Genomic DNA, 25,570 nt, shown 5'->3' with positions numbered 1-25,570 from the left:
CTTATTGCAGGCACCGGGCACCATACGTTCGCAAGGGAAGTTAGAAAGCGTGTAGGAACACGCTCAGGGCCCTTCTGATGGTGTGGGCTGAGCGTCCGCGATGGGCCCAAAAGCCTTAGTTCACAGGCCGTGATGCCTTGCTGGCTTGATTTCGCGTAGGAAAAAGCTGAGAGTGGCGGAGAAAATTGCCGCAAGGACGCACAGTTAGTGACTCAGCTTTCCCTTCTGAAAAGCCCCGCCGCTGTACAGGCTGCAATGGATGAGTTTTCGCGTTTGGGGCGTGTGGCGTTTCTCAAGCGATACGGCTTTGATAAGTCTAGGGACTACATGGTCCGCAACCCTCGAACTGGCGAGCCATGTGATTCCAAGGCGATTGTGGGTGTTGCCTTTGGAAAGCAGTTTCCTACTCAAGGCGTGCTCGGGGCGGATGATTTCTCAGGCGGTGAAATGACCGTAGTTCCGCTGCTTCGGAGCTTGGGTTTTGAGGTTACACGAACCGGGCAGGATTGGACGGAGGATGAAGTCCACGCCACAGTCGTGGACTATTTTGAAATGTTGCGCTTGGAAGCTGATGGCGTGGGCTTCAACAAGTCCGGCCACAACGAGGTCTTGCGCAAGCAGCTCAGGGGGCGAAGCAAAGCTTCTGTAGAGCTCAAACATCAAAACATTAGCGCCATTCTCGCAGGCATGGGCCTGCCTTTCATTCAGGGCTACAAACCGCGTGGCAACAGCCAATTATTGTTGCGCAAGGCTGTCCAGGATTATGTGCTTCGACATTCCACAGATGTGGGCAAGATCGTTGACGCATTGGAGGAGGTAAAAACTCCGGCACAGAAAACTTACTCCGCTGTGCTAATCGAGTCTCCGGTCATGGAGGAGAGGCAAAAACTCGTTGTGCCTACCCATCCACGACAACGCCTACCGCGCAAGCTTGACCACGCCGCTCGGGATGAAGCGAATCGTAAATTGGGCCGATTGGGGGAGGATTGGGTAATTGGTTACGAGCAGCATCGCCTGACTGAAATTGGTCATCCAGAGTTGTTCCAGAGGCTGGAGTGGATCTCGGAAACTCAAGGTGATGGCGCCGGCTACGACATTCTCTCGTTCGAAAGCCCTGCTCTCCATCGCTATATCGAGGTGAAGGCGACGAATGGAGGGATCGCATCCTCATTCATCGTTAGCCACAATGAGCTGGAGTTCTCTGTGGAAGCAGGGGTCCAGTTTTATCTTTATCGGGTTTTCCAGCTTAGCGGTGAGCCAAAGCTCTTCATTCTGCGCGGTGACTTGTCGAACCAGCTCTACCTAAAACCGTTGGACTTCAGGGCGAGCTTCCGCGAGCACTTCCGCTAGTAAAGCAAATTTTTTAATTTATGTGCTTAGCGTCAGTTGGCTTTAGAGCATGCCTGCGTTGGAAATCATGGAGGAGCAATGTCAGTGTCGATTGATCACACCCTCAAGGTTTTAGAAGTATTAAGCCGCTGTGAACCACGTAAAGTCCGTCGCACCGATGTAGAGGCTAGATCTCAGTTAATCGCAAATGGGTGCCTAAGTTTTTCGTTTATTTTTTTACTCGCAAACGTATTGTTCGTATTTTTTTACAATGTTAAGCCTCCATCCGTGGCAGCCAAAATATTTGTAGTTGTGATGTTTCTACTCACTACGATTCTGGCTCTGGCTGCTTTAATAATTCCAATGATCGCCTCATTAGTATTGCTGCGGAAATGGAAAGCGCTAGCCCTTAACAGCTTGTGTGAGGATGTGCGCCATGAGCATAAGCTGGCTGGTCAATTGGAGTTTTATGGACTTCCTGTACTGAAGGACGCACGATTTTGGTTGGAAAGGCGAGTCAGCCGAATAAATGCTACTTCAGGAAGATTTTTTGGTGAGAAAACAGCAGTCGTTGGTCTGCTGGCGACCTCATACTCGTTTGTCGGCGAATTTGGTGGTTTGAACTGGGTTGGGCAGACACTCTCAGCAGGCTTCGCGCTGGATAATCTTGGTAATACCCTGCTGCTTTGGGTTGGGGCTTTTTTGTTTGGTTTTTCAATAGGGGCGATCTTGTTGGGATGTCTTGCGGCCCGTTATCGCTACCAAATCGAAATTCTTGATGTGGCTTTGAAGGATGCTAGTAAAGAAAGCCCAGAACTGGATGTTTGTTTGGAACATTCGAAAGTGGGTGAGTAATATTCCTGATAGATAACAGGGCCGCAGCGCGGCCCTCTTGCGACGCAAGGCTGCTTCCACATAGAGAAAATCTACTGTGAATTGTCAGCGGTCCTTCATCATCCCCAGCTCCGCATCATCCATCAGCGCTTTGGCCAAAGCGCAAAGGTAGTGGGAGGCCCAAATCAGCTGTGGCTTGTCTTCCATCAAGCCATCCAAGGTCATATCCCTTGCGTAGCCCATTAGCTCTGATGCCTGTTCCCGCGCGCTCTGGCAAGGGATACCGGCTTCGATGCGAAACAGCGGGTGGGTCTGGTTTTCACCCTGATAGAAGGTGGTTTTGCCGACGGTGAATTTGGTTTCTTCTGTGGACATTGGTCAATCTCCCCGAAATCTCTAGTGCCTGGGTTGGCCTCTCGCCGGCAAGCCAGCTCCTACAAGTGCTGCATAGGCTTCACGATCTGCGACATGGCTCAGATCCATGTGGAGGCTCGGCTTGCAGGCGTTTGGGTGCCTGGGCAACACATCAATTAGGCTTCAGTGCGAAGTCCCAGGCTCAGTGGGCATCTGCACTTGGACTATTGCGGACTCCAGTAAAGCCCGCAGCGTCTCCAGTTCATGCATCGAGGTCATCATCAAAATCGATGCTGGCGACTTGGGCTGTAGCAGCATTGCCTGGTGCACGACAGTCGCAGCGCAAAGCGCGTAGTCCGAGGCTTCGATGAGGGTATCTTCGAGGCAGAGAGTCTTGTGGGGTGGATCTGGAACGATCTTGAGCATGGTGAAACTCCAACGTCGGAAAGTGGAGCTACCTCAACCTCGCTGTCAAACAAGATGGTGGCAGCTGTACGCGGGTTGACAGACCGAGACGTTGGCACTCGGCGCACCAGAAGGTGCCCACACGTACAGCCGCCATGAAAGCGAGCACATGAGGACAACGTCAGCGGTCTGTCAAAACCGGTCGCTGAATTGGCAGCGACAGGTCGAGACTAGGGCTGACTATTTCCATGTGCAACGAAAAACAGGCGCGAGGAGTATCTTTGGGAAATGGCCTACAAGGAAGGGGTTATTTCTGATTTTTCGACCCGCTGCCGTTCCTCAAGACGTCGACAGGAAACAGGCGGGCAAAAGAAAGCCCGCCGAGGCGGGCTAAGTACTATCACGTAGGGATAGCTTGATACTGCCCAAGCCACTGTGAAAATGGGGTGAAAGAAAAGTCCCCAGAATGTGATCAGCCAGCGACGTTAGCGGGGCCTTGCGCCCTTTACAGCTGGGCTTTGTGCCGCTGGTAGCGCTGAAAACGGGTAACAGCGATCTGGACGGCAGCTGCCACGAGGCACAGCAGGCCGATTTTCCAGCTGCCCTCCAGGCCGTAATGCTCGGCGATTTTTCCAGTGAGTAGGACGCTAACGAAGATGGCGAAAGGCAGGATCAATTTGTTCATCGGGTCTTCCAGCAGGCTGCAAATGGCTTGGGTGAGGATGCGGTCACCCAGCGGAAATGCCGCGATCTTAGCAAATCTGCTACCGGCTTTGTGGTCACATCCCCAGCGGCTGCAAGGTCTGCTGTCTGTAGCGCGATAATAGCAAAGGGGCAGCATGGACTTCCGCCGTTCGGCGCTCGAAACTGATCCACTCTCATCTCGACCAGGGCAGGTCATGAATAACCTGAAACGGACCACCTCTCTCATCCTACTGCTGGCAGTGGCTTCGTTAACCGCTTGCGTCCCTTGGAAACGCGAGCGTGCCGCCTACGCGGACCTCTGCGAATCCCAGTTCCAGTTCAAGGTGCCAGGGCCGCAGGGTGAGACCACGCTTTACCTGGAAACCTACCTCTACGACCACGCCGCCCTATGGGGCGAAAAGCCCTACAAGCAAGCCCTGTACGTGCAGTACCCGGGCGAGAAGTACTCGCGGCAGGAATTTTATGTGCAAATGGTCGCCTACAACAAAGACCGTCAGCGCCCGTCGACTGATTCCAAGCGTGGCGAGCCCCCGATACCGGTGTTGTACGACAGCCGCCAGGCTTACATCACCTTCGAAGACGGTTCGCGCCTGAATGCACGGCCCGAGGTGTACGTGGGCGTTAACGAGACCTACGACTTTCCGTTGGTAAATGAGAAGACCGCCCGGCGATCGCCGTACGACATCAACAGCGATGAAGTGCATCGGATGATTCCCAGGATGACCAACAACAAGCGCTATGGCTCGGCGTATGTGATCTTCCAGACGGACAAGTTTGATGCGGATTCCAAATGGACGATTCATCTGGGGGCACTGGATGTGCAGGGCCGCAAGGTGGAGATTCCGCCGTTGAGGCTCTGTTATCACCCAGTGAAGAAATGGATCGGGATCGAGCCGTTGATGAGGCCTTGAGTGCACTTTCGAAGTGGGCCGGGGTGGGGCAGGGCTTGATGTTGGTCAGTTATGGCCAATGGGGCCGCTTTGCGGCCCATCGCAGGCAAGCCAGCTCCTACAGGTGCGGTGCATGGCTTGCTTTTGGGGCTTGAGGCTTGGGCAGCCGTGGTCAGTCAACCCACCGCCACAGGGGCTCGTCCAGCAAACCCACCCCTCGCAACTGCGTTTGCCCGTGGTGCTTCTCAAGCTCCAGCACATTGCACCCGTCGCACGCGGTCAATGCGTCGATCAGCGGCTTGCTGTGCGACACCACCCACACCTGGCTACGTTGCGAAGCGCGGATGATTAGGCGGGCAAGCGCAGGGAGCAGGTCGGCATGCAGGCTGGTTTCCGGTTCGTTCAGCACCATCAGTGACGGCGGGCGTGGTGTCAGCAGCGCCGCCATTAGCAACAGGTACCTCAAGGTGCCATCCGACAATTCAGCACCCCCTAACGGGCGCAGCAGCCCATGCTGGTGTAACCGGACGCTGAACAGCCCGCCCGGCGGTGCATCGATCGCCAGGCGGCTGCCGGGAAACGCGTCGTCCAGCGCCGCTACCAGGTCTTCGACATCACCTATCTCGATAATGGTCTGCAGCGCCGAAGCGAGGTTGCGGCCGTCGTGATGCAACACTGGCGACCGGGTACCCAGCTGTGGCTGTCGGCAAGGCGCGTCGCGGTCGATGCGAAAGTGGTCGTAGAACCGCCAGCTGTTGATGAACGCGCGCAGCTCACCAATCTCTGGCGCCTGGCGGGGCCGGCCGACGATGTTGAAGAAGCTTTCGCCGCTGTCGGCATGCTGATCGAGCACCGCCCAGCTGCGGCCCTCGCGGGCGCGCACCAGGGCGTTCTTGCGCTCGACCAGCAATGAAGCGGGCCGGTAGGCGCCAGCGCCCCAGATGGCCTCGCACTTTATCTCAGGGTCGAGCATGAACGCGGTTGGATACGGCAGGGGAATCGGCAGGCCGAGGGAGATGGCAAAACCGAAATGCTCGGTGGCAAAGCCCAGGCGCAGGCGCCTGGCTTCGCTCGGGTGCTGGCCTTGGATGGGCACTTCGCCGCGCCTCATCCGTGCGCTGGTTTCCGGGCCAGCCCACCAGGTCGAATCCAGCCCGCCTTCACGGGCCAGGGCTTCGATCACGCCGCCCTGGGCGGTTTCGGCCAGCAGGCGCAGGGCTTTGTACAGGTTGGATTTGCCGCTGCCGTTGGCACCGGTCACCAGGTTGAGTTGGCCTAACGGCAACACAAGGTGGTTGATCGAGCGGTAGTTGCCGATGGCGAGGGTGGTGAGCATGCGGTGCGTCCCAGCTTGACTGAGTGAGCGATTGTGGCCGAACTGCACCTGGCTTACTACCGCTCAACACGGCTGCGGGGGAGGGGCATGCACCCATCAAAAGCCGTTCCGCTTGGCTGCCGTCACCGAAAGTTGTCACGGCCATTGCGAAATTCCTGGTTTCGGCTAACTTGTACAAAAACCTGTACAAGCATGAGAGGTTGTACATGTCTTGCAAGTGGCCCTTCACGCTGTACTTTGACGGCGCCTGCCCATTGTGCGCTCGGGAGATAGCCTTTCTGCGCAGGCAATCGACCGGGGCAAAGCTCATCCTGGTGGACATCAGTGATGACGATTTCGATCCGTCAGCATTGGGCTTGACGGTTGAGCAACTGAGGTCGTGCCTGCATGGAAGGTTCGCGAGCGGGCACTGGGTTACAGGCTTGGACGCCACCTTGTGGAGTTGGCGTGCTGCCGATGTGGGCATGTGGGTCGCGCCACTGGCCTGGCGTCCGCTACGTCCCCTGTTTTCGGTGCTTTACAGACTGTTCTGCCGTTTGAGGCCACACTTGGCCTGGCTACCACATCCCGCTGGCGGGCACCGCTGTAGCGGTGAGGAGTCCAAATGTCACATTCGTTAGCCGAGCACTATCATGAAATCCTGGTCGGTATTGGTGAAAACCCCCAGCGCGAAGGGCTCCTGGACACACCCCAGCGTGCGGCTAAAGCGATGCAGTACCTGTGCAACGGGTATGCGCAGAATCTTCACGAGGTCGTGAACGGTGCTTTGTTCGAGAGTGAAAACGATGAAATGATTGTGGTGCGGGACATCGAACTCTACTCCTTGTGCGAACACCACCTGTTGCCATTCATTGGCAAGGCGCATGTCGCGTACCTGCCAACAGGGCGCGTGTTAGGGCTTTCCAAGGTTGCACGCGTGGTGGACATGTTCGCCCGTCGTTTACAGATACAGGAAAACCTCACGCGGCAAATTGCGTATGCCGTGCAGGAAGTCACGGATGCCGCAGGGGTAGCGGTCGTGATCGAAGCCAAGCATATGTGCATGATGATGCGCGGTGTAGAGAAGCAGAACTCGGTGATGATGACATCCGTGATGTTAGGTGAATTTCGCGACGCCCCGTCGACGCGGCACGAATTCCTTAACCTCATTGGACGACACAATTGACACCCGGTCCTGAACCGCTGCGAAGGGGCGCCCAGATGAATACCGATGCTACTGCTTTATCTCCAAGCCGCTTCGCTGTCCTGGGGTACGGCGGTCTGCTGCCGTTTATTGGTTTGACGTTGCTCATCTTTTTTGGGGCTGAATATCGAGCGTTTTTCTCGATGATGCTGGTGGGCTATGGCGCGGTGATATTGAGCTTCGTCGGTGCCCTGCACTGGGGGTTCGCCATGACGCTGCAGGGGTTGCCCGCGAAGCAGCGTCAAGAGCGACTGGTGTGGAGTGTCATACCGGCCCTGATCGGTTGGGTTGGCACGTTGCTGCCTGTGCCATTGGGGTGTCTGGTGTTGACCTTTGGTTTTATCGGCCATCTTTGGCAGGACCGCAAACTGGCGCAAGCGGTGCCTGGGTGGTATCTGCCGATGCGCGTGCAGCTCACTGCTGTAGCGAGCCTCTGTTTGCTGGTCAGTGGACTTGCGGTATCCCTTCATTTTTGAAACCCCAAGCCACCCTTGATGAGTCACTTCTCCGGCCCACCCCAAATATCTGTCCCGATGCACACAACCCCGTCAAATAACAAACGCGCCGTTCTCACCAACCCGCACCCTCTGATCACGCCATGTTCCAGGCTGATTTCCACCGTAAATTCCCCACTCGGATGCTCCACCGCCAAACGCTGACGATCACCGCCTGGCGTGCGGGCAAGGCCCTGTGCAACCGACCCTTCAATCAAGCAGGCCGTAGCGACACTCACCGCACCAAACACCCCGATGGACGCATGGCAACGGTGCGGGATGAACGAGCGCGTATTGACCGTGCCGCCGTTGCGCGGTGCCGACAGCAGGCACATTTTCGGCACATTACGCTGGCTCACATCACCCAGGCTCATGCGTGGGCCCAGTTGCAGGCGGATAGCCTCCAGGCGTGTTTTCAGGGCGCTGTCGGCCTCCAGCGTTTCGCAAGGCTCGTAGCCCGTCACGCCAAGGTCTTCGGCACGCAGCAGCACTACCGGCATGCCGTTGTCGATGCAGGTGACTTCCAGGCCATCGACACGGTCGCGGCTGTTGCCGGTGGGCAGCAGGGCTCCGCAGCTGGCGCCGGCCACGTCGGCAAACGTCACCACCAGCGCCGCCGCCCGGCCCGGCACCCCATCAATGTGGGTATCGCCGGCGTACTCCACTTGGCCATCGGTGGTCGGCACCTGGGCGATGGCGATCTGCCCGGTGTTTTCCATGAAGATGCGCACCGGTGTGCTCGCGCCGCTGGCGGTCACCAGGCCGCGCTCGAGGGCGAACGGCCCTACGCCGGCCAGGATGTTGCCGCAGTTCTGCCCATAGTCCACCCGTGCCTCGTCCACCACCACCTGAGCGAACAGGTAGTCGACGTCGGCGTCATCGCGCTGCGAGGCGCGGATGATGGCGACTTTGCTGGTGAGCGAGTCGGCGCCGCCGATGCCGTCAATCTGCCGGGCATCGGGCGAGCCCATCACCGCCAGCAGCACCCGGTCACGCAGCGGGCCAGGGGCGGGTAGATCGTCATACAGAAAATAGGCGCCCTTGGAGGTGCCGCCGCGCATCAGCAGGCAGGGGATGCGGGTCTGGCCCATGTTCAGCCTTCCAGGTCTGTGAGGTGGTCGACATAATGCAAACCCTTCGCCGCCAGGCGCGGTCGCATCTCATAAATATCCAGGCCAAGCTCGCCGGCGGCCAGGCGCTGGCGTTTGCGTTCTTCCAGGTCGGCGCGCTGGGTGGCGGCATCGATTACCGCCTGGGCTTCGCCATGGCGCACCACCACGACACCGTCGTCATCGGCCACCACGATGTCACCGGCCTTTACCAGCTGCCCGGCACACAGCAGTGGCAGGTTCACCGAGCCCAGCACTTCCTTCACGGTGCCCTGGGCGTTGATGGCGCGGGACCACACGGCAAAGCCCATGTCGCGCAGTGTCTGGCTGTCGCGCACGCCCGCATCGATCACCAGGCCGCGCACGCCGCGGGCCTGGAGCGAGGTCGCCAGCAGGTCGCCGAAATAGCCATCGCTGCACGGCGAACTGGGCGCCACCACCAGCACGTCGCCCGGGCGGCACTGCTCCACGGCAACATGGAACATCCAGTTGTCGCCAGGGGCCACCAGCACGGTTACCGCGCTGCCGGCCACGGTCACACCCTGCTGGATGGGGCGCACGGCAGTGTTGAGCAGCCCCTTGCGACCTTGGGCCTCATGCACCGTGGCGACACCCAGCCGGCCCAGGGCATCAATCATGTGTGGCTCAACGCGCGGGATATTACGCACCACGATGCCGGTCTTGCCGATCAGCCCGCTCATGCCAGGTTCTCCGTCACACGCGGGAACACGCTCTGCAGGCCTTCGGCGTAGACGATGTTGCGTGCACTGGCGATGCCCACGTTGCGCTTGGCCTGCACGCCGCGCTGCAGGGCCACGCGGGTGTAGTACTCCCAGAGGTGTTCCTGGCCGGCCATGCACTGGATGGCGGCATACTTTTTGTCCCACACCGCGGTGATGTCCAGGAAGGTGTCCGGGCGCCATTCGCACTGTTCGGGCTGGTGCGGCTCAAAGGCGTACACCGGCGGTGCGCCCACGATCTTCTCGCCCGGCCTGTAGCCTTCAGCCTGCGCGATAATGCGGGCTTCCTGGGCCAGGTGCATGGCCAGCGGGTGGTCGTAGTTGTAGGGGTCTTTAAGGGAGTGGCTGAGCACGAACTCCGGTTGGACACGGCGATACACATCGGCCAGGCGGAACAGGGTGTCCTTGTCGGCGCGCATCGGGTAGTCGCCGATGTCAAAGAACTCCACGCTGGCACCGAGGATTTCGGCCGCCGCCATGGCCTCTTCACGGCGGGCGTGCTTGACCTTGGCTTCGGTCATTTCACCCTTGCGCCACAGCTTGGCAGACTCACCACGCTCACCGAAAGACAGGCAAACCACGTGCATGGCATAGCCTTGCTCGGCGTGCAGCGCAATGGCGCCACCGGCACGCCAGACAAAGTCGGCCGAATGTGCGCTGACCACCAGGGCGGATGTTTGTGGGGTATTCATTGCTTGTTGGCTCCTGCAGTGGGGGTTGGCGCAGGATGTCATTGGCCTGTGCAGGGCACTAATGCATTCATTTGCAACGGCTATGCGTTTTATTTATTGCCGGGCAAGCGGGGTAGAGGCATAGTCGCCGCAGTCACGAGCCGAGCGCCGGGGAACCTTCATGATCGACGTCGAACTGCCCAACCTGATGCAAGTACGCGCGTTCATCCGGGTAGCCGAGCTGGGCAGCGTGTCGCGGGCGACGGAGGTGTTGTTCCGTGCTCAGTCCGTGGTCACCCGCGCCATTGCCGAGTTGGAGGCGCGCTTTGCCGTGCCCCTGTTCGAGCGCCATGCCAATGGCATGCGCCTGACCGACTACGGCGAGTGCCTGCTGCCGCGTGCACAGCGGGTGTTGGCTGAACTGGACGGCGTGCCGAGTTTGCTGGGCACCGCGCAGGGCGAGCCCCTCTACCTGTTTCAGGCGCGGCGCCTGCAGGTGTTCGTGAAACTGTGTGAAACACGGCACATGCAAACCGTGGCGCGGCACTTCGGCCTTAGCCAGCCGGCCGTCAGTGCTGCTTTGAAGGTGCTCGAAGGCGGGTGCGGGCAGCCCTTGTTCGTGCGTACGTCGCGCGGCCTGCAGCCCACTGTGGCCAGCCGGGACATTCTGTTCCCCATACGCCGGGCGCTGAACGAGTTGCGCCTGTTGGACAGTGACCTCAGCGCGATGCAAGGCACCCTGCGTGGGGTGGTGCACGTGGGCGCGTTACCATTGGGCCGCTCGCGCATTCTGCCGGATGCCATTTTACGCTTCACTGCCCAGCATCCCCAGGTTCGGGTGGTGACCAACGAAAGCCCGTTCGACCTGCTGGCAACCGAGCTGCGGGTAGGGGATGTGGATTTTGTGCTGGGCGCCTTGCGGCCTTACGACTATGCCAGCGACCTGGTGGGCGAGCCGCTCATCAACGAGGAAATGGTGCTGCTGGCGCGTCGGGGGCACCCGCTGTTGCACACCCACCTGACGCTCCAGGGCGTGCACCAGGCGCGCTGGGTGTTGCCGCGGGCCGGCTCGCCTGCGCGCCAGCTGCTGGACAACTGCTTTGCCGCCGCCGGCCTGGCAGCGCCGTGGCCGGTGGTGGAAAGCGCTGATCTGGCGGTTATCCGTGGCCTGTTGGTGCGTTCGGACATGCTGGCAGCGGTGTCTGCGCACCAGCTGGCCTACGAGATTGCCAGCGGCGAACTGCAACGCCTGCCGCTGGCCCTGCCCGGTACCGCCCGCGCCATCGGCCTGATTCAGCGCAGCGGCTGCCTGCAATCGCCGGCGGCGGTTGCGCTAATGGCTTGTATCCGCCAGGTCATCACTGAGCAGGCGTAAGCCCAGGAGGGTGCCTTGTAGCAGGCTCAGCGGGCTGCATCGGTCAGTTGGGCGCTTTGCCGGCCACCGAGTAGCGAACCTGCTGGTTACGGGTTTTCATGAAGTCTTCGATGCTCTGCCCGCGCATGGCGGCGTAAATATCCAGGTTGGACACACCCAGCACGGCACCCAGCTTCTCCAGCACGAAGAAGATCACCCCGTAGTGGATCAGCCCACGCCAGTCGCGGCGGCGCAGCAAGTCGCTTTCTTCTTCGCTCAGGCCTGCCTCGCTGTACAGCGCTTCGGGCTCGCTGAGGAAGCGCTGGCGCCAGTGCGGCTCGATCATGCGATGCAAGAACTTGTTCAGGCGGTAGCCTTTGGCACTGCGCTCCAGGGTGTAGGGATAGGTGCCTTCAAGCTGCTGCGCCCCAGCCAGCTGATGCTGCATGTGCTGGCGGTGGCGTTCGTTGACCGGCGCCGGCAGCGCCTGGTCGCGGTTTTCCAGCAGCAGGGTGGCGATGCCGGTCATCGACGGCAGGTAGTAGCTTTGGTGCTTGCGCTCAACATTGGCAGACAACGCGCCGCGCATGATCAGCCAGGTGATCACCTCGGCGCCTTCCATGCCCCCGAGCGTGGCGTACTCGGCCAGCGTCATCTCGGTAAGGCGCTGCGGGTCATTTACCAGCAGGTCAAGGAACTGCGCGTCCCACTCCGGGTTGTTGAAGCCGCAACGCTCGCCATGCACCTGGTGCGACACCCCGCCGGTGGCGACGATCGCCACCTTGAGGTCCTCGGGGTAGCTCTCGATGGCGCGGCGCAGCGCCTGGCCCAGTTTGTAGCAGCGGCGCGCCGTGGGGATCGGCAGTTGGAGTACGCCGACCTGCAGCGGCACGATCTGTACGGGCCAGCTTTCATCACAGGGCAGTAGCGCCGACATGGGCGAGAAGAAGCCGTGGTCCAGCGGCTTGTCGCGGAAAAAGCTCATGTCGAACTCATCGGCCATCAGGCTCTGGCCGATGTGCCGTGATAGCGCCGCATGGCCGCCTACTGGCGGCAGGTCCCGTGGGTTGCCCCCTTCATCGGCCACGCCGTATTGCTCGTCTACACCCAGGGTGAAGGCACTGTAATGATCAAAGAAGAACGAGGTGACGTGGTCGTTGAAGATGTAGAAGAGTACGTCCGGCTGGCGCTGCTGCAACCACGTGCGAATCGGCTCGAAGCTTTCGAAGATCGGCGCCCAGGCGGCTTCTTCCTGTTTGTCGTGGTCGACTGCGAAGCCGATGGTTGGGGTGTGGGAGACGGCCAGGCCACCAATGATACGAGCCATGTGAAGGTCCTCTTTTACAGGTTACGGCGCGGTTACTGCGGGTGTCGCGCGCAGCCGGGCGTGGCCGTTGGCCAGGATCGCCAGGGCGGCGGCGAATGCCGGCAGGCCGAGGAGGGTGAACAGCAGCGGCAGGCCCAGCCCCAGGCTGAGCACGGCACCACCGATGAGGGAGCCGAAAATGGCCCCGAAGCGCCCGATACCGAGCATCCAGCTTACACCTGTGGCGCGGAACTCGGTCGGGTAGTAGCCAGGGGCGAAGGCGTTAAGGCCGGTCTGCGCGCCGCTCATGCAGAACCCGGCAGCCGCCACGCCCACCACCAGCAGGCTCGACTCCAGGCTCAGGGCGCCCAGTGAGACGATGCAAAGGCCGCCCAAGGCGTAGGCGATGGCGATGACGCGGTTGGGGTTGTGTCGGTCCATGATCCAGCCGACCACGATTGCACCCACTGCACCGCCGATCTGGAACAGGCCGGTGATGGTGGCGGCGCGCTCGATGGACAGCCCGCCATCACGCAGCAGGGTCGGCAACCAGCCCATGGTCAGGTAGATCACCAGCAGGCCCATGAAGTAGGTCAGCCACAGGGCCAGGGTGCCAAACCGGTAGCGCTCGCTGAACAGCTGCCGGGCCGGCGCCTTGTGCTGCGTGGTTGGCTCACTGACGGTAAAGCGGGTGCCGGCAGCGAAGCGGCCGCCGAGTTTGGCCAAGGCTGCCGCAATCTGGCTGGCCGGTGCCTGGCGTGCAGCAAGGAAGCGGGCGGACTCTGGCAGCAGCCACCACAGCAAGGGCAGCAAGGCCAGTGGCAGCAGGCCGCCGGCCAGCAGTACCGATTTCCAGCCGTGATGAGGGATCAGCCAGGCGGACAAAAAACCGCCCAGGCCCGAGCCCATGTTGAAGCCGGTGAACATGATGGTGATCATCAGCGAGCGGTTGCGTGTGGGCAGGTATTCGGCGAGCAGGGTAGTGCAGTTGGGCATGGCCGCACCCAGGGCAATGCCGGTCAGCAGCCGCAGCACGGCCAGCTCATACGGGTTGCGGGCGAAGGCGCAGGCCAGGCTCAACAGGCTGAAACCGCTGACCGCAACCAGCAGCACTTTCTTGCGGCCCAACCGGTCGGCGTACGGGCCGGCGGTCAGTGCGCCGATGGCAAGGCCGACCATGCCGGCACTCATCACCGGGCCAAAGGCGGCGCGGGACAGGCCCCAGTCCTGCATCAGCGAAGGCGCGATAAACCCCATGACGGCGACATCGAAGCCATCGAACAGCACGATCAGGAAGCACAGCGACAGGATCAGCCACTGGTAGGCAGCAAGGGGGCGGTTATCGATCCAGTCTTTGACATCGATAGGGGCATCGACAGGCGGCTTGGGCATGCGTGGTCACCTTTGTTCTTGTATTGGTGTGAATTGCGCCGGGTTGCGGTAGGGCTTCCAGAGCGCTACGGCCCAGCAGCAATCACCCCGCCGGACTACGGCGTGAGGGCGACTCTAATCCCATGGCCCAGCCAGCGCCTGCGGGATTTCTTTAATGAGATATCTAATTTTTTTATCGCGGGCGTCGTAGCGTTAAGGCGTACGTTAGCTTTATTGTCTGCATCTTTAGCCGCGTCCTAGCCTGTGAAGGTCTGGACAGGTTGGAAGTGAACTGGCGCGTAGCGGTGGCCTGGCAGTTGGCAGTACTCTTGAAGAACACACCACTTCTGCATGGTCCGAACAGATGACTCAACCACCGGATGGGCTGCCGATTTACCGAGTGCTGACTGGCCCCGATGACGCTTCCTTTTGCCATAGGGTCAGTGATGCCTTGAAGCTGGGGTATCAACTTCATGGCTCGCCTGCACTCACGTTCAATGGCAAAAATGTGATCGTGGCGCAGGCTGTTATCTGGCCTGAGGCACGGAATGGGGCCGGCGACTAACCACTCAGGGCCCGTTTCAACACGTCGTAGATTCTGGCATCACCCGATTGAGCAACGTTAAAGCGGAGAAAGTCACCCGCAGTCATGGACTGGCTAAAAGCATTTCCGGGCGCCAGCACTACCCCGTCATTCAGACAGGTTCTGGCCAGGGTTGCTGCATCCTTGCCTTGAGGCAGTTGGCACCAGACGTACAGGCCTGCCTTGGGAATTATCCAGGGTTTGATCCCAATGGCCTGAAGCCTCGCTACTGTCTTGTCCATTGCCTCGGCCAACCGAAGGCGCACACTCTCCATGTGTTTTCGGTAGCCGCTATCGGTAATAGCGTGATGGATGATGTCCGCGGCCAACCGTCCTCCTCCGAATGTAGTCGCAATCTTGAGGTCGACCAGGCTCTCGATCCATTCACCACGCGCAGCAATGTAGCCGCATCGAACCGAAGCGGAGATGGTCTTGGAAAAGCTGCCTATCTGGATGACACGAGAGAGGCCATCGAAGGCAGACAGCCGTGGCGCGGGATTGGTCTCGAAATCCCCGAAGATGTCGTCCTCGACAATCACGAGGCTAGAGGTATCGGCCAGTTTTAGCAGCCTGTGCGCGGTGACCGGCGACAGGGTGGCTCCGCTGGGGTTGTGGATGCCGGAATTTGTTATGTACAGCCGGGGCGCGTGCGCGAGCAGGGCGGCGCCGAACGCATCGATGTCCGGGCCCGTGGCTGTGTAGGGGACGCCAACAATCTTCACCCTGTGCGCTTTCAATAATGCGTGAAAGTTGAAATAGCAGGGGTCGTCCACCAGCACAGTGTCGCCCGGTTCCAGCAGAAAACGGCACACCAGGTCAATGGCGTGAGTGCCCGACTCCGTGAGCATGATCTGTTCCAGAGGGGCTTCGATCCCGGCGGCTGCCAGTCGTCGCGACAAGAATTGCCTGAGGGGCGGATGCCCAAGGGGGGAAGCGTACTCAGTCAACTTTGCAGTATCAGAGCGGGCAACCGTTCGAAGGGCTTTTCGCATGCCAGCTTCGTACATCCAGGAGGGAGGTAGCCACCCGCACCCTGGCTTCAATGCATCGCTGGAGGTTTCAAGGGCCTGGCGCGAGATCCACAGCGGGTCTACCTCCCGATCAAGCTTGGGGCCAAGGTCGGTCAGTGCCAATGGCGCCACTGGCCCGGCTACGTAAAAGCCTGAACCAGGGCGGGAGCTGAGTACACCCTGTGCCATCAATCGCTCATAGGCTTCAAGCACGGTGGATACCGATACCTGCATGGTCTGGGCCATGGCGCGGACCGAGGGGATTCTCGCACCTGGCGTGTAGGTGCGAGCGGCGATCCTGGACTGGATCTGACCCATGACAGTTTGAATACGCGTGCCGTTACGTTTCATCGCACCCTCAACTGTGCTGGATTAACATGCATAACAGTTCGGTTTAACTGTATTGGATTGTACGTGGCCCTGGTGAGCCTGTCAGTGATGTACTCAACCCTCGTTTATCGAGGGGTTACCGATGGAAAAATCAACAAGCGGGTGGATCAACGGCTTTATAGGCGTTGCAATCTTTGCGGGCTCGTTGCCGGCAACCCGTGTGGCAGTGGGGGCCTTCGAGCCCACGTTTCTGACCTGTGCCAGGGCAACCATTGCCGCCCTGTTGGGGGCGCTTTTTCTGCTCGTGCTTCGGCAGCCGAGACCTGAACGTGCAGATTTGTCGTCATTGGCTATAACAGCGCTCGGCGTTGTTATCGGTTTCCCGCTACTGACTGCACTGGCGCTGCAGCACGTCACCTCTGCTCATTCCATTGTTTTTGTCGGGCTCCTGCCGCTCTGCACGGCAGGGTTTGCCGTTTTACGGGGCGGTGAGCGACCTCGGCCAGGTTTCTGGTTGTTCTCGATCGCAGGTGCCGGGCTGGTCGTTGGCTACGCGTTGATGAATGGGGGAGAGGCGTCGGCGGTGGGCGATCTGCTGATGATGGCGGCGGTGGTTGTGTGTGGGTTGGGTTATGCGGAAGGGGCGCGGCTGTCGAGAACACTGGGGGGGTGGCAGGTGATCAGTTGGGCATTGATTGTGGCATTGCCATTCATGCTGCTGCTGACAATCGCCAATTTCCCAGCGCTAGATGCCTTCGCCAAGGTAAGCGCCCCAGCATGGTTCAGCTTCGGCTACGTTTCACTGTTCAGCATGCTGATCGGCTTTGTGTTCTGGTACCGAGGGCTCGTCCAGGGTGGCATTGCGGCAGTGGGCCAACTGCAACTCTTCCAGCCGTTCATGGGGCTTGGCCTGGCTGCATTGCTGCTGCATGAACACGTCAGCTGGATGATGCTTGTGGTGACGCTCGGCGCTGTCGTCTGTGTTGCCGGGGCCAAGAAATACGCCCGGTAGATGAAGCGTCTTCGTAATACCTCAGTACAAAGACCGTGATCATACCGTTTGATGCCCAGCTTGTGCAGGGTGTAGCCACAGTCTGCGCTCAGGCGCAGGGCATCGCGTTGGGCGCCGGTGCACAGGCCCAGGTGGTAGTAGTCGCTGTGGCCTTTGGCATCGCGGTCGTCGGCATGCGCTTGCCGAATGTGTGATCTAAGCCGCTCAGTCTTCGTCAAGCATGCGACCCCTTACCTACCTCTGAAGGGGATTGAGCCAGGGCCTTTCATGCAAACGCTGTTGAACGAGATTCTTGAAGAAGTACGCCACTTGATCGGCAAGGGCAAAGTGGCTGATTACATCCCTGCGCTGGCCGACGTACCGGCGCAGCAGTTGGGCATCGCGGTCTATAGCAACGATGGCAGCCATTACTGCGCAGGCGACGCAAGGGTGCCTTTTTCGGTCCAGAGTATTTCCAAGGTGTTCAGCCTGGTCCAGGCAATAGGCCACTCAGGTGAAGCCATTTGGGAGCGGCTTGGCCATGAGCCTTCAGGCCAGCCGTTCAACTCGCTGGTGCAGCTGGAGTTCGAGCGCGGGCGCCCGCGCAACCCGTTTATCAATGCGGGGGCGTTGGTGATCTGCGATATCAACCAGTCACGCTTCGCAGCACCCACGTTGTCGATGCGTGATTTTGTTCGACGGCTTTCGGGCAACCCTCACATTTCAATCGATGCCCGTGTCGCCGATTCGGAATATCAGTTCCGTGCGCGCAACGCTGCCATGGCTTACCTGATGCAGTCTTTTGGTAACTTCCATAACGAGGTCGAGCCGGTGCTGCGCAGTTACTTCAGTTACTGCGCGCTGCAAATGAACTGCCTGGACCTGGCCCGGGCATTCTGCTTCCTGGCCAACGACGGGTTCTGCAAGCACAGCGAAGAGCAAATCCTCACCCGGCGCCAGGCCCAGCAGGTGAACTCGATCATGGCCACCAGCGGGCTGTATGACGAAGCCGGTAATTTCGCCTATCGAGTGGGGTTGCCAGGCAAGAGTGGCGTGGGTGGCGGCATTGTGGCAATCGTGCCGGGGCAATTTACCGTATGCGTTTGGTCCCCCGGGTTGAATGCTGCGGGCAACTCCCTCGCGGGCATGGCGGCGCTGGAGTTGCTGAGTTCACGGATCGGGTGGTCGGTGTTTTGATTCGTGGGCAGGGCCTGCGGTAGGCGCTGAGTCGCCCTCACAAGGCGACTGTGCATTGAATGAAAGAATGTTTGAAAGAGGTCTTAACCGTTACAAATATAACGATTTAGGATGTGTTAACTTTGGCTGTAAGACATTTCTGAGTTGGATCGAGCTGCACTTTAGCTAGCATTGTTCGCTTAGTATTGACTCTTTTCGGGGAGTTGAGCATGCAAAGGGGGGCGGAAGAGTGCCTGATAGGGCAGATAGATTTGAAGATGGCTGAGCAGAGCTACACTGTCCCCGGTTTTTCCGAGGCTTACGCGACTCATCTTGAGGGGCGAGCTGGGGATCAAGTTTTTTATGGTAGGTTGCTCATATTCATTGGTTCTGTAGTTGCGGCGCTGGGTCTGGGTATCGCCATCTTCGGTCCTGAGGTTATTTATTATGACCGGTTCTCGGGCCTTACCCTGAGGCAACACATACAATTGAACCCTGGGCTCATTTCAATTGCTGGCGGATTGATGATTGCTTGGGGCGGGAAACAGCGTAATGAAGGCATTGTTCATCGTGAAGATTTTCTATTGTCCCATTACAAGTTTGTAGCGGGTAATGGGCGGGATGTCAGCAATCAAGTGAACGTTCGGCACTTGGGAGGTGATGATTTTAGCGTCTCCGTAGCCTTGTAGTCTGGCCGCGCACGTTCGGGCATTAACATTACGAATTTCGCGCCCGGTATAAGGACTATCGAGAGAGTGCTCCATTTTCTTCTGCAGGTTTGCTAGGCTGATATCTTTAGTCTCGCGCTGAAACAACGCAAATGGAAGTGCCATGACGATTGTTCATTCTGTAACAGCAAGTGATTGGCGAGCTTACAGGGAGTTACGTCTCAGGGCCCTGCAGTGATGGGCGTCGCTCTGCTGTTGGGCGTGGTGTTGAATTGCCTGGTGCCAGAAGACTTGTTCCAGGTGCTTGCCGCGGTAGTCACGTTCTCAATTGTCTGGGTCTGGTTGATGATCTTGCTATCGCAGGTGGCCATGCGGCGGGGCATGAGTAAGGAGGAGGCTGCGGCACTGGATTATCGGGTGCCGCTGTGGCCGGTAGGGCCAGCTTGCGCGATTGCGTTCATGGTGTTCATCTTTGGCGTGCTCGGTTGGTTCCCGGCCAGCCGCACCGCCATGTATGTCGGGGTTGGCTGGTTGGACATTCTGTCTTTGGGCTACTGGCTGTGGGGTGTACGTACACCGCGACCAGTGTCAGCCAGCGCAGGAGGCATTGAACTGAGCGCGTTCCGCATTGCGAGGGGACCCGCCCCTTCGCGGGTAAACCCGCTCCCACAGGGACCGCGCTGACTTTTGGATTTTGCTCAGGCTGCACTTGCAGGGGCGTCAAAATCTCCAAGTCATGTGCATTACCTGTGGGAGCGGGTTCACCCGCGAACACCGGCAAAGCCGGTGCCATCCAGCGCGCTGTCTCGTCCTGCAGGCATGATCTTGGCCGAATCGCCAGCACCGAGAGCGGTGGCTTTCAGGAGACCTCATCCGTTGCTGGCGCAGTGCGAGACTCAAGGTCGATTTCCGTTGGCCACTGGACTTTCGGGGCCAAGCAATGCATGTGGCTCAGGCCATCGTCATCGTTCCAGTCGCGGGGTGGGTGCACGAACTTGGGCAGGGCTTCAGGGCCTTGTTGCATGAAGAGCCGGGCGATGGCCCAGTACGCCTCGCCCTCATTCAGGGTATGAGTGAAGAAGACACGATCTATGACTTCGTCAGTCTCAGGATTACGGACTGACAGCATGACGTTTTCGATCAGGCCACCATGGCCAGGGGCGTAGATTCGGTAGACCTCGGCGGTGACGTCGTCCCAGTTGTAGGCGACGGGTTGGACACCCCAGCGCTTGCGGCTGAAGATGAAGACGCGGTCGAAGCGGTATTCGTAGATGTAGATTTTTCGACGCAGGCGATTGAAGCGAATGGGTTCGTCTCTGGGCAAGACAAGATCCTCCTTTATGTAAGGGATAAGGGCCCAAAGAGCTGCTGGTGGACCGAGCACTATCAATACATTAGTTAACCAGTCGCGCGTCCAGCCGTAGACAAATAAATCCCAGTATAATAAAAGTATTATTCCGGCGCAAAAGCACAAGCCAGGAATGCCGACGAGCGCTGAAAACCCTCGCAAACTTACTGTTTTTCTCGGCAGTTCTAGATATACGTCATTAAAGTAGTTGGGTGAGGGGTTTACAGTCTCTGCCCAATAGTGGCTGTCTGGTGCCTCTCCCGTTGGAGGCAGGTCATGGCTCCAACCTATCGCGCGCTCCCATAACACCTTGGGCTTAAATGTCATTCATTCATTCCTCGAGAACAAACTTCAATATAGGCGTCCGGCAAATTGCGGTCAGGCCAATACATAACCAGCAGGGTGGCGGCGCTTAAGCTGTGGCTCCCGATCGTAGGTGCTAGCGGCACAACTCCTGAAATTTCAAGCTGATAAACACCGCCATCTTCACTGGGATAAGGTCTTTGATATTCATCAGTGGAAAAATCACTCACATAGTCTGGATGTCGCGGGGGTGTAAACTTAGAAAAAGAGGATGACGGGGAAAGTGGCCTTATTGGGTGCGAAAAGTAATCACCCGAAGCAATACTTTCTCCGCCAACATAATCTGGAAACGCTCCATCACCGACACGATGTGCTATCAATTTCCAGCGATATGCGGATTTCGCTTTATTGAACTTGGGTAATGCAACGAGAAACTTGAGCTGTTGCACCGTGTTCAAGCTGACCAACCCTCCTATTCTTGGGAGTGTAGGATCCGTAGCCATACTTGACTCAAAATTTAGCCTTGCCTGCACACCCAACGTCGCAGCATTGAGCTCAGCGAATGCTATGTCTGAAAATTCCGGAGCATTCCAGTGTATGGAAGGTGTTTCATTAGCAAGCCCAAAATAGCAACGACGCGCCCAGCGTTCGAGAGCAGTTGATTCGTTGTTTTCTGCGCGCTTGCTAAACTCGTAGGCGACTAGCGTTAATGTGACTGCTAGCCCCAACGGTCCAAATACTAAAGGTCTGAAAACTGCAAACGCAAACGCCACTGTACCCAACCCGTACGCTGAAACTGCAATTCTATATTGCCGTGCAGCTGTACTATCGCCAGTGGCCAAAGTGCGTTGTCTTGCCAGAATCGCTTGTGCCGTGTCAAAGACCCCTGCGACTGTGCTCAGTACAGCACCGATTTTTATTATTGCCTGTCCAGTGACAGCAGCTCCCTTAGCCCATGGCCTATGTATGTTGCCGGCGCCGGACCTCGTTATGAGTCCGATCAACTCAATCTGCCCGCCCAATATCCCCAATAGCGAACCCTGCAACGCCAGTTTGGCCTCATAAGCCTTTGGCCCAATCTCTGCTTCCGCTTTTTCCTGATTTCTGGCGAGGCTGTCGGATTGCAAGTACAGCCCTCCAATCGCCAGCAGTACTTCCCAGCTTCCCGCCACACCCCGCAAGCCGCGAAACCCGGTTCGCACCAACTGCGCCGCCTGCTGCGAAGTAATACGCATGCCCTGCAACACCTTTCGCGCATTCGACTCGAGCGTCCCCGCCGCGACCGAGACCTCCACCAAGGTACGCTGCGCCAAGCTGCTTGCCTGAGCTACCTTCATGTTGGCTTCCTCAAACAACCGACCATGCACGTCCGCCGCGGTACCCTCGACCCACACCGAGACACTAATCATGGTGTTGGTAAACCGCGGGTCCAGCACGGCCAGGCTCATCAACCCGTGCTGGATGATCGGCCGCACCTTGTTCCAGGCCTTGGTCGAATGAATGTCGATATCAGCGATGTTGCGATGCATCCGGTCCCGTGCCTCGGCAATCGAGGCATTGGCCTTGTGCTGCAACTCGCGCAGGTGGGCACTCTGCAAGGCGTAGTACTCGCCCAGCTTCATCTTCACTTCCAGCTCGATGAGGTTCACGCCGTTGTAAAGGAACTGGGTTGCACTGTTCAGGTGCCGCACGGCGGTCTGGATGCCAGGTGGCAAATTGGGCGACAAAAGTTGGCTGGCAGCGTTGAGCGCGCCCTGGGTTTCGGCAATGGCCTGCTTCAAGGTATTGCGCATGCGCAAGCCGGCGTCGTCGCTCGCAATGATCTTGCTCAACATGCCGTAGAGCTTGTCGCTGTCATTCCAGTTGGTGACGTCGGAAAAGCTGGGAAGCAGCCCGGCCAACAACGCACGGTCACGCATCAACAACGCGCGATAGGGAGGGCTATCAGGATCCTGTAGCCATTTCTGCCAGAGCGTTTCGCTGGTGCCGGCAGCGGGACTCACATCGGACGCCACCGCCTCGGTAATACTGCCACCTAGGCATAAGGCCATGGTCTTGGCATACGCCACGCCAGACTCACGATGATCACCGTCGTAATCGTACTGCTCGGCCACCTTGAACATGGGCGTGTCGAACAGCGCGGCGTAAGCACGGGCGTCCTTATCGATGTAGCGCTGGAACTCGGCTTCCTGCTGGTCATACTCGGCCTGGAACGCCGCTCGCTTCGATTCGTGGTAGCGCTCTTCGAGACGCTCGTCACTTTCCAGCTGGGCTCGTTCTACCAATCGTTGACGCTCCACTGCCGGGTCGACGAACACCGGCGGCCCATCGCCGGTCATGGGTTCCAGCGACGGTACCTTCTGCGCTGCCCACTCTCGCTGCGTGGCACGAATGACTTGCAGGATCTGCGAGGTCTGCAACTGGTAGGCACGCATGGGGTCCTCACGTCAGAGCTGGCGTTTCACCACCCAGGTCAACCGCTGATGGTTGAATTCCTGAATCAGGCCAACGGTATCGTCGAGCACCACTGCCAGCACGCCGTTCTCCAGCGTGTGCCGGTTCATCGCGTTGACCAGGTATCCCTTCAAGGCAAACCTGCGCAGCTTGCGAGTGTGAAACCCATGCGCACTGTCAAACGGCGAGCACCCATGCTGGGCGTACTTGAACACATCCTTGTCGACCTGCAGGTTATCCGGCGTCATTGCAATGCCCAGTAATTCTGGGTTGTTACGCGCCTGGGTCAGGTCAATCCCCTCGAAGCGATGTGCAGGTGCCTGGCCCTTCTTGTAGGCATTCAGCACGCTGACCGGCCAGGCATCGCTGGAGAAGGCCAGCCAGGCTGTGCCATACCGGTCGGTATCGATGTTCAGGAAGGATGAAGGAATGTCGTGGTTTTCATTCACGCATTTTTCGGGCAGCGATGCGGGTAGGCCGTCAGACGGTTCGTAGGGGTTGAAGCGGCGCAGGTGGCCCTGTTCGCTGACTTCGTAGGCATGCCAGACCTGCTGGTCGAGCAGTACATACAGGTAACCCATGCGCAAAGTACGCAGGCCCATCTTCCCCGAGATATGTTGGCTACCTGCCACAGTCGTGATGCACTCCTGTCGGGTATCCGGTACCAGGGCGCGGCGCAGCGGCAGGATCGGCAGGCCCTGGCGTTCGCAAGACATGCACTGGTCGTGCGGCAGCCCGGCTTCGGCTGCCGCAATGGCGATACGTTGGCTGATTGTCAAAAACGACCTCGCATTGAAAGGACCGTGATGGTTCCTGAACACTAACGAGGAATCGCTTGCCGGAGGTTCCTAGGGCGTCTTAAAACCGTGTAGGAAACGTCTCTAAATCAACCATTGGACATTTTCCACTGACGGGCCCTCGAGTCAGGCGCAGGCGTGTAGGGGTGGGCGCGCCCGCAAACACCGGCAAAGCCGGTGCCTGCACGGCGTCACCTGCTTCGCGGGACAAGCCCGCTCCCACAACTCAGGTGCATGCAGCTTCGCCGGCTGATCAGATTGAACGTTTCAGCTCCCAGCACCGTCGGTACTTCCATGTCTTGCGCAAAAGAGGTTGTCCATGAAGTATCGTGCACTCGGTAACACCGGCCTGTTGGTCTCAGAATTGGTGGTTGGCACTGTCCCCTTCGGCGGGCGTGGCGCGTTCGAAAAAACGGGTAGCGTGGATGTCGACCAAGCGCGGCGTATGTTCGACATGGCCTTCGATGCCGGGGTTAACCTGGTGGATACCGCCGACCTGTACTCCCACGGCCTGGCAGAAGAAATCGTTGGCACTGCGCTGGGGCAGCGACGCCATTCCATCATCCTCGCCACCAAGGCCCGCAGCCCGATGGGCGACAACCCCAACGACAGCGGGGCGTCGCGTTATCACCTGATTCGCGCCTGCGAGGCCAGCCTCAAGCGCCTTGGTACCGACCATATCGACCTGTACCAGATCCACAACTGGGACGGTGTCACGCCGGTCGAGGAAACCTTGGCGGCCTTGGACCACCTGGTGCAAAGCGGCAAGATCCGTTACTTCGGCACCTCCAACTACACCGCCTGGCAAATGATGAAAACCCTCGGCTGCGCCCGCCTCAACGGCTGGCAGCAGCCGGTATCCCAGCAGATCTATTACACCCCTGAGGCCCGCGAGGCAGAGTACGAGTTGCTGCCGATGGCCATCGACCAGGGTTTCGCGACGCTGGTGTGGGGGCCGCTGGGGGAGGGTTTGCTGACTGGCAAGGTGCGGCGCGGGCAGCCGACCCCAGAGGGTACCCGCCAGGGTAATGATTGGCCGGAGCCTTACGTGCACGACCGCGAGCGGGCCTACGACATCATCGAGGCACTGATTGAAATCGCCCAGCGCCACGCGTGCTCACCGGCACGGGTGTGCTTGGCCTGGCTCAAAGACCGGCCTGGGATAACCAGCGTCATCACCGCAGGGCGTACCTTCGAGCAGTTGCACGACAACCTGCAGGCGGTGGAGCTGGTGCTCACGGCAGACGACCTGGAGCAGCTCGAGCAAGTAACGCGCATTGCACCGCAGTATCCGTACTGGCACCGCATTGCGGCAGGCATGGACCGCATCGATCCGGCGGAGGCGCCGTTCATCGAACTGCACCGCAAGACGATGAAGCTGCAGTAGCCATGATCGGCGTATGACGCGGCGGTGCGCTGAAGCGCCTGCTGCGTCATCATCGAGGCATTATGAATTAATTCCTGCCCGGTTGGTCAGGTAATGAGCCCCGTATCTGCTTTTGAGGTTCTCATGCACGCGTACACAGTTCGCTATCTGATCAACGGCCAATCGGCCACTCATACCTTCGAACTTAAGCAGCCCAAGCTCGCCCTGCACGAAGCGGCGCTTCACCTGATGGTGCTGCACTTTGGTGATGGCGAGAACAGCTTGGTCATGCCGCCCGCCGACGCCACCCCTCAGCAGGTTCTCGCGCAAGCTCAGGTACTGGGTTTATCGCAAATCCACCTGGCTTGACGGATACCGGTGCAACACGCCTGCAACCTGGCCAGCAAAAGCCGCGAGCCCGGCCTTTTGCACCACCGGTCGAACACAAGGCACTCTCGCCAGC

26 protein-coding genes and 1 pseudogene are annotated in these 25,570 nt (G+C 59.0%); 15 read left to right on the top strand and 12 right to left on the bottom strand.

Annotated elements, in window-relative coordinates:
* The first annotated feature begins 207 nt into the window (after positions 1-207).
* Both CKW35_RS07105 and CKW35_RS27785 read left to right on the top strand, forming a co-directional pair.
* Complete coding sequence (locus CKW35_RS07105; RefSeq protein ID WP_177434961.1) at positions 208-1,350, top strand: DUF3883 domain-containing protein; 1,143 nt, start codon at positions 208-210, stop codon at positions 1,348-1,350.
* A 78-nt stretch (positions 1,351-1,428) separates the two neighbouring features.
* Entirely contained in the window at positions 1,429-2,184 is a 756-nt protein-coding gene (locus tag CKW35_RS27785; RefSeq protein ID WP_143499759.1) for a hypothetical protein, read from the top strand.
* A gap of 84 nt (positions 2,185-2,268) precedes the next feature.
* On the opposite strand, the gene CKW35_RS07100 is transcribed toward CKW35_RS27785, so the two are convergent.
* The 3 genes from CKW35_RS07100 to CKW35_RS28835 form a co-directional block, all read right to left on the bottom strand.
* Positions 2,269-2,538, bottom strand: a complete 270-nt coding sequence (locus tag CKW35_RS07100) for a DUF3077 domain-containing protein (RefSeq protein WP_095115547.1) — start codon at positions 2,536-2,538, stop codon at positions 2,269-2,271.
* 162 nt (positions 2,539-2,700) lie between these two features.
* A complete protein-coding gene (locus tag CKW35_RS07095; RefSeq protein WP_059396186.1) occupies positions 2,701-2,943 on the bottom strand; it encodes a hypothetical protein in 243 nt (80 codons plus the stop codon).
* A gap of 484 nt (positions 2,944-3,427) precedes the next feature.
* Positions 3,428-3,607, bottom strand: coding sequence for a hypothetical protein (locus CKW35_RS28835; RefSeq protein WP_016487733.1), 180 nt, complete (start codon positions 3,605-3,607; stop codon positions 3,428-3,430).
* Positions 3,608-3,821: 214 nt separating this feature from the next.
* Here CKW35_RS28835 and CKW35_RS07085 point away from each other — a divergent pair, with 214 nt between their 5' ends.
* Positions 3,822-4,538, top strand: coding sequence for a hypothetical protein (locus tag CKW35_RS07085; RefSeq protein WP_095115545.1), 717 nt, complete (start codon positions 3,822-3,824; stop codon positions 4,536-4,538).
* Between the two features lie 151 nt (positions 4,539-4,689).
* Here the strand turns inward: CKW35_RS07085 and CKW35_RS07080 are convergent, their stop codons facing one another.
* Positions 4,690-5,853, bottom strand: a complete 1,164-nt coding sequence (locus CKW35_RS07080; RefSeq protein WP_095115543.1) for an AAA family ATPase — start codon at positions 5,851-5,853, stop codon at positions 4,690-4,692.
* A gap of 206 nt (positions 5,854-6,059) precedes the next feature.
* Between CKW35_RS07080 and CKW35_RS07075 the strand changes: the two genes are divergently transcribed.
* From CKW35_RS07075 to CKW35_RS07065, 3 genes are read left to right on the top strand one after another with little or no spacing between them, the layout of a single operon-like run.
* Entirely contained in the window at positions 6,060-6,473 is a 414-nt protein-coding gene (locus tag CKW35_RS07075) for a thiol-disulfide oxidoreductase DCC family protein (RefSeq protein WP_060517311.1), read from the top strand.
* Positions 6,458-7,018, top strand: a complete 561-nt coding sequence (folE, locus tag CKW35_RS07070; protein ID WP_016487730.1) for a GTP cyclohydrolase I FolE — start codon at positions 6,458-6,460, stop codon at positions 7,016-7,018. Before CKW35_RS07075 ends, folE begins: the two co-directional genes overlap by 16 nt.
* A gap of 35 nt (positions 7,019-7,053) precedes the next feature.
* Positions 7,054-7,512, top strand: a complete 459-nt coding sequence (locus CKW35_RS07065) for a DUF3429 domain-containing protein (protein WP_095115542.1) — start codon at positions 7,054-7,056, stop codon at positions 7,510-7,512.
* Positions 7,513-7,535: 23 nt separating this feature from the next.
* Here the strand turns inward: CKW35_RS07065 and CKW35_RS07060 are convergent, their stop codons facing one another.
* The 3 genes from CKW35_RS07060 to galB are packed head-to-tail and all read right to left on the bottom strand — an operon-like array spanning position 7,536 to position 10,113.
* Positions 7,536-8,621 carry a 4-oxalomesaconate tautomerase gene (locus CKW35_RS07060; protein WP_095115540.1) on the bottom strand — a complete coding sequence of 362 codons (1,086 nt, stop codon included), beginning with the start codon at positions 8,619-8,621 and terminating at the stop codon, positions 7,536-7,538.
* 2 nt (positions 8,622-8,623) lie between these two features.
* Positions 8,624-9,340 carry a 4-carboxy-4-hydroxy-2-oxoadipate aldolase/oxaloacetate decarboxylase gene (locus CKW35_RS07055; protein WP_095115538.1) on the bottom strand — a complete coding sequence of 239 codons (717 nt, stop codon included), beginning with the start codon at positions 9,338-9,340 and terminating at the stop codon, positions 8,624-8,626.
* A complete protein-coding gene (gene galB, locus CKW35_RS07050; protein WP_143499757.1) occupies positions 9,337-10,113 on the bottom strand; it encodes a 4-oxalmesaconate hydratase in 777 nt (258 codons plus the stop codon). The genes CKW35_RS07055 and galB overlap by 4 nt, the downstream gene beginning before the upstream one ends.
* 118 nt (positions 10,114-10,231) lie before the next feature.
* Between galB and CKW35_RS07045 the strand changes: the two genes are divergently transcribed.
* On the top strand, positions 10,232-11,425 hold the full coding sequence (locus CKW35_RS07045; protein WP_060517240.1) for a LysR family transcriptional regulator: 1,194 nt from the start codon (positions 10,232-10,234) through the stop codon (positions 11,423-11,425).
* A gap of 43 nt (positions 11,426-11,468) precedes the next feature.
* On the opposite strand, the gene CKW35_RS07040 is transcribed toward CKW35_RS07045, so the two are convergent.
* Positions 11,469-12,731 (bottom strand): gallate dioxygenase, encoded by a 1,263-nt coding sequence (locus CKW35_RS07040; RefSeq protein ID WP_016487724.1) that lies wholly within the window; start codon positions 12,729-12,731, stop codon positions 11,469-11,471.
* A 21-nt stretch (positions 12,732-12,752) separates the two neighbouring features.
* The gene (locus tag CKW35_RS07035; protein ID WP_095115534.1) at positions 12,753-14,102 is read right to left on the bottom strand and encodes an aromatic acid/H+ symport family MFS transporter; all 1,350 of its coding nucleotides are present in this window, start codon (positions 14,100-14,102) and stop codon (positions 12,753-12,755) included.
* Between the two features lie 343 nt (positions 14,103-14,445).
* Between CKW35_RS07035 and CKW35_RS07030 the strand changes: the two genes are divergently transcribed.
* Complete coding sequence (locus CKW35_RS07030; protein WP_016487722.1) at positions 14,446-14,646, top strand: DUF1737 domain-containing protein; 201 nt, start codon at positions 14,446-14,448, stop codon at positions 14,644-14,646.
* On the opposite strand, the gene CKW35_RS07025 is transcribed toward CKW35_RS07030, so the two are convergent.
* Positions 14,643-16,025, bottom strand: a complete 1,383-nt coding sequence (locus CKW35_RS07025) for a PLP-dependent aminotransferase family protein (protein ID WP_016487721.1) — start codon at positions 16,023-16,025, stop codon at positions 14,643-14,645. The two genes, CKW35_RS07030 and CKW35_RS07025, sit on opposite strands and share 4 nt — an antisense overlap.
* A gap of 121 nt (positions 16,026-16,146) precedes the next feature.
* Here CKW35_RS07025 and CKW35_RS07020 point away from each other — a divergent pair, with 121 nt between their 5' ends.
* From CKW35_RS07020 to CKW35_RS07005, 5 genes are all read left to right on the top strand, one after another.
* Positions 16,147-17,016: a DMT family transporter gene (locus tag CKW35_RS07020; RefSeq protein ID WP_016487720.1), complete on the top strand. Its 870-nt coding sequence runs from the start codon at positions 16,147-16,149 to the stop codon at positions 17,014-17,016.
* A 35-nt stretch (positions 17,017-17,051) separates the two neighbouring features.
* Positions 17,052-17,210 carry a hypothetical protein gene (locus CKW35_RS28260; RefSeq protein WP_016487719.1) on the top strand — a complete coding sequence of 53 codons (159 nt, stop codon included), beginning with the start codon at positions 17,052-17,054 and terminating at the stop codon, positions 17,208-17,210.
* A gap of 73 nt (positions 17,211-17,283) precedes the next feature.
* A complete protein-coding gene (gene glsB / locus CKW35_RS07015; RefSeq protein ID WP_016487718.1) occupies positions 17,284-18,192 on the top strand; it encodes a glutaminase B in 909 nt (302 codons plus the stop codon).
* A 257-nt stretch (positions 18,193-18,449) separates the two neighbouring features.
* Positions 18,450-18,860 (top strand): hypothetical protein, encoded by a 411-nt coding sequence (locus CKW35_RS07010; RefSeq protein ID WP_256583376.1) that lies wholly within the window; start codon positions 18,450-18,452, stop codon positions 18,858-18,860.
* 216 nt (positions 18,861-19,076) lie between these two features.
* Complete coding sequence (locus CKW35_RS07005; RefSeq protein ID WP_371855221.1) at positions 19,077-19,523, top strand: hypothetical protein; 447 nt, start codon at positions 19,077-19,079, stop codon at positions 19,521-19,523.
* Positions 19,524-19,698: 175 nt separating this feature from the next.
* Here CKW35_RS07005 and CKW35_RS28830 read toward each other — a convergent pair whose 3' ends face one another.
* Both CKW35_RS28830 and CKW35_RS06995 read right to left on the bottom strand, forming a co-directional pair.
* On the bottom strand, positions 19,699-20,514 hold the full coding sequence (locus tag CKW35_RS28830) for a DUF6708 domain-containing protein (protein WP_317985293.1): 816 nt from the start codon (positions 20,512-20,514) through the stop codon (positions 19,699-19,701).
* Positions 20,511-23,723 (bottom strand): annotated as a pseudogene (locus CKW35_RS06995) (T6SS effector BTH_I2691 family protein). Before CKW35_RS06995 ends, CKW35_RS28830 begins: the two are co-directional and overlap by 4 nt.
* A gap of 337 nt (positions 23,724-24,060) precedes the next feature.
* Here CKW35_RS06995 and CKW35_RS06990 point away from each other — a divergent pair.
* Both CKW35_RS06990 and CKW35_RS06985 read left to right on the top strand, forming a co-directional pair.
* On the top strand, positions 24,061-25,128 hold the full coding sequence (locus CKW35_RS06990; RefSeq protein ID WP_060517251.1) for an aldo/keto reductase: 1,068 nt from the start codon (positions 24,061-24,063) through the stop codon (positions 25,126-25,128).
* A gap of 123 nt (positions 25,129-25,251) precedes the next feature.
* A complete protein-coding gene (locus CKW35_RS06985) occupies positions 25,252-25,476 on the top strand; it encodes a hypothetical protein (protein ID WP_016487712.1) in 225 nt (74 codons plus the stop codon).
* The last annotated feature ends 94 nt before the right edge of the window (positions 25,477-25,570 follow it).

Source organism: Pseudomonas sp. Irchel 3F3, assembly GCF_900187545.1.
Classification (GTDB): domain Bacteria; phylum Pseudomonadota; class Gammaproteobacteria; order Pseudomonadales; family Pseudomonadaceae; genus Aquipseudomonas; species Aquipseudomonas fortuita.
The sequence above is the reverse complement of the archived record's forward strand: the minus strand, read 5'-3'. Positions and strand labels throughout refer to the sequence as shown.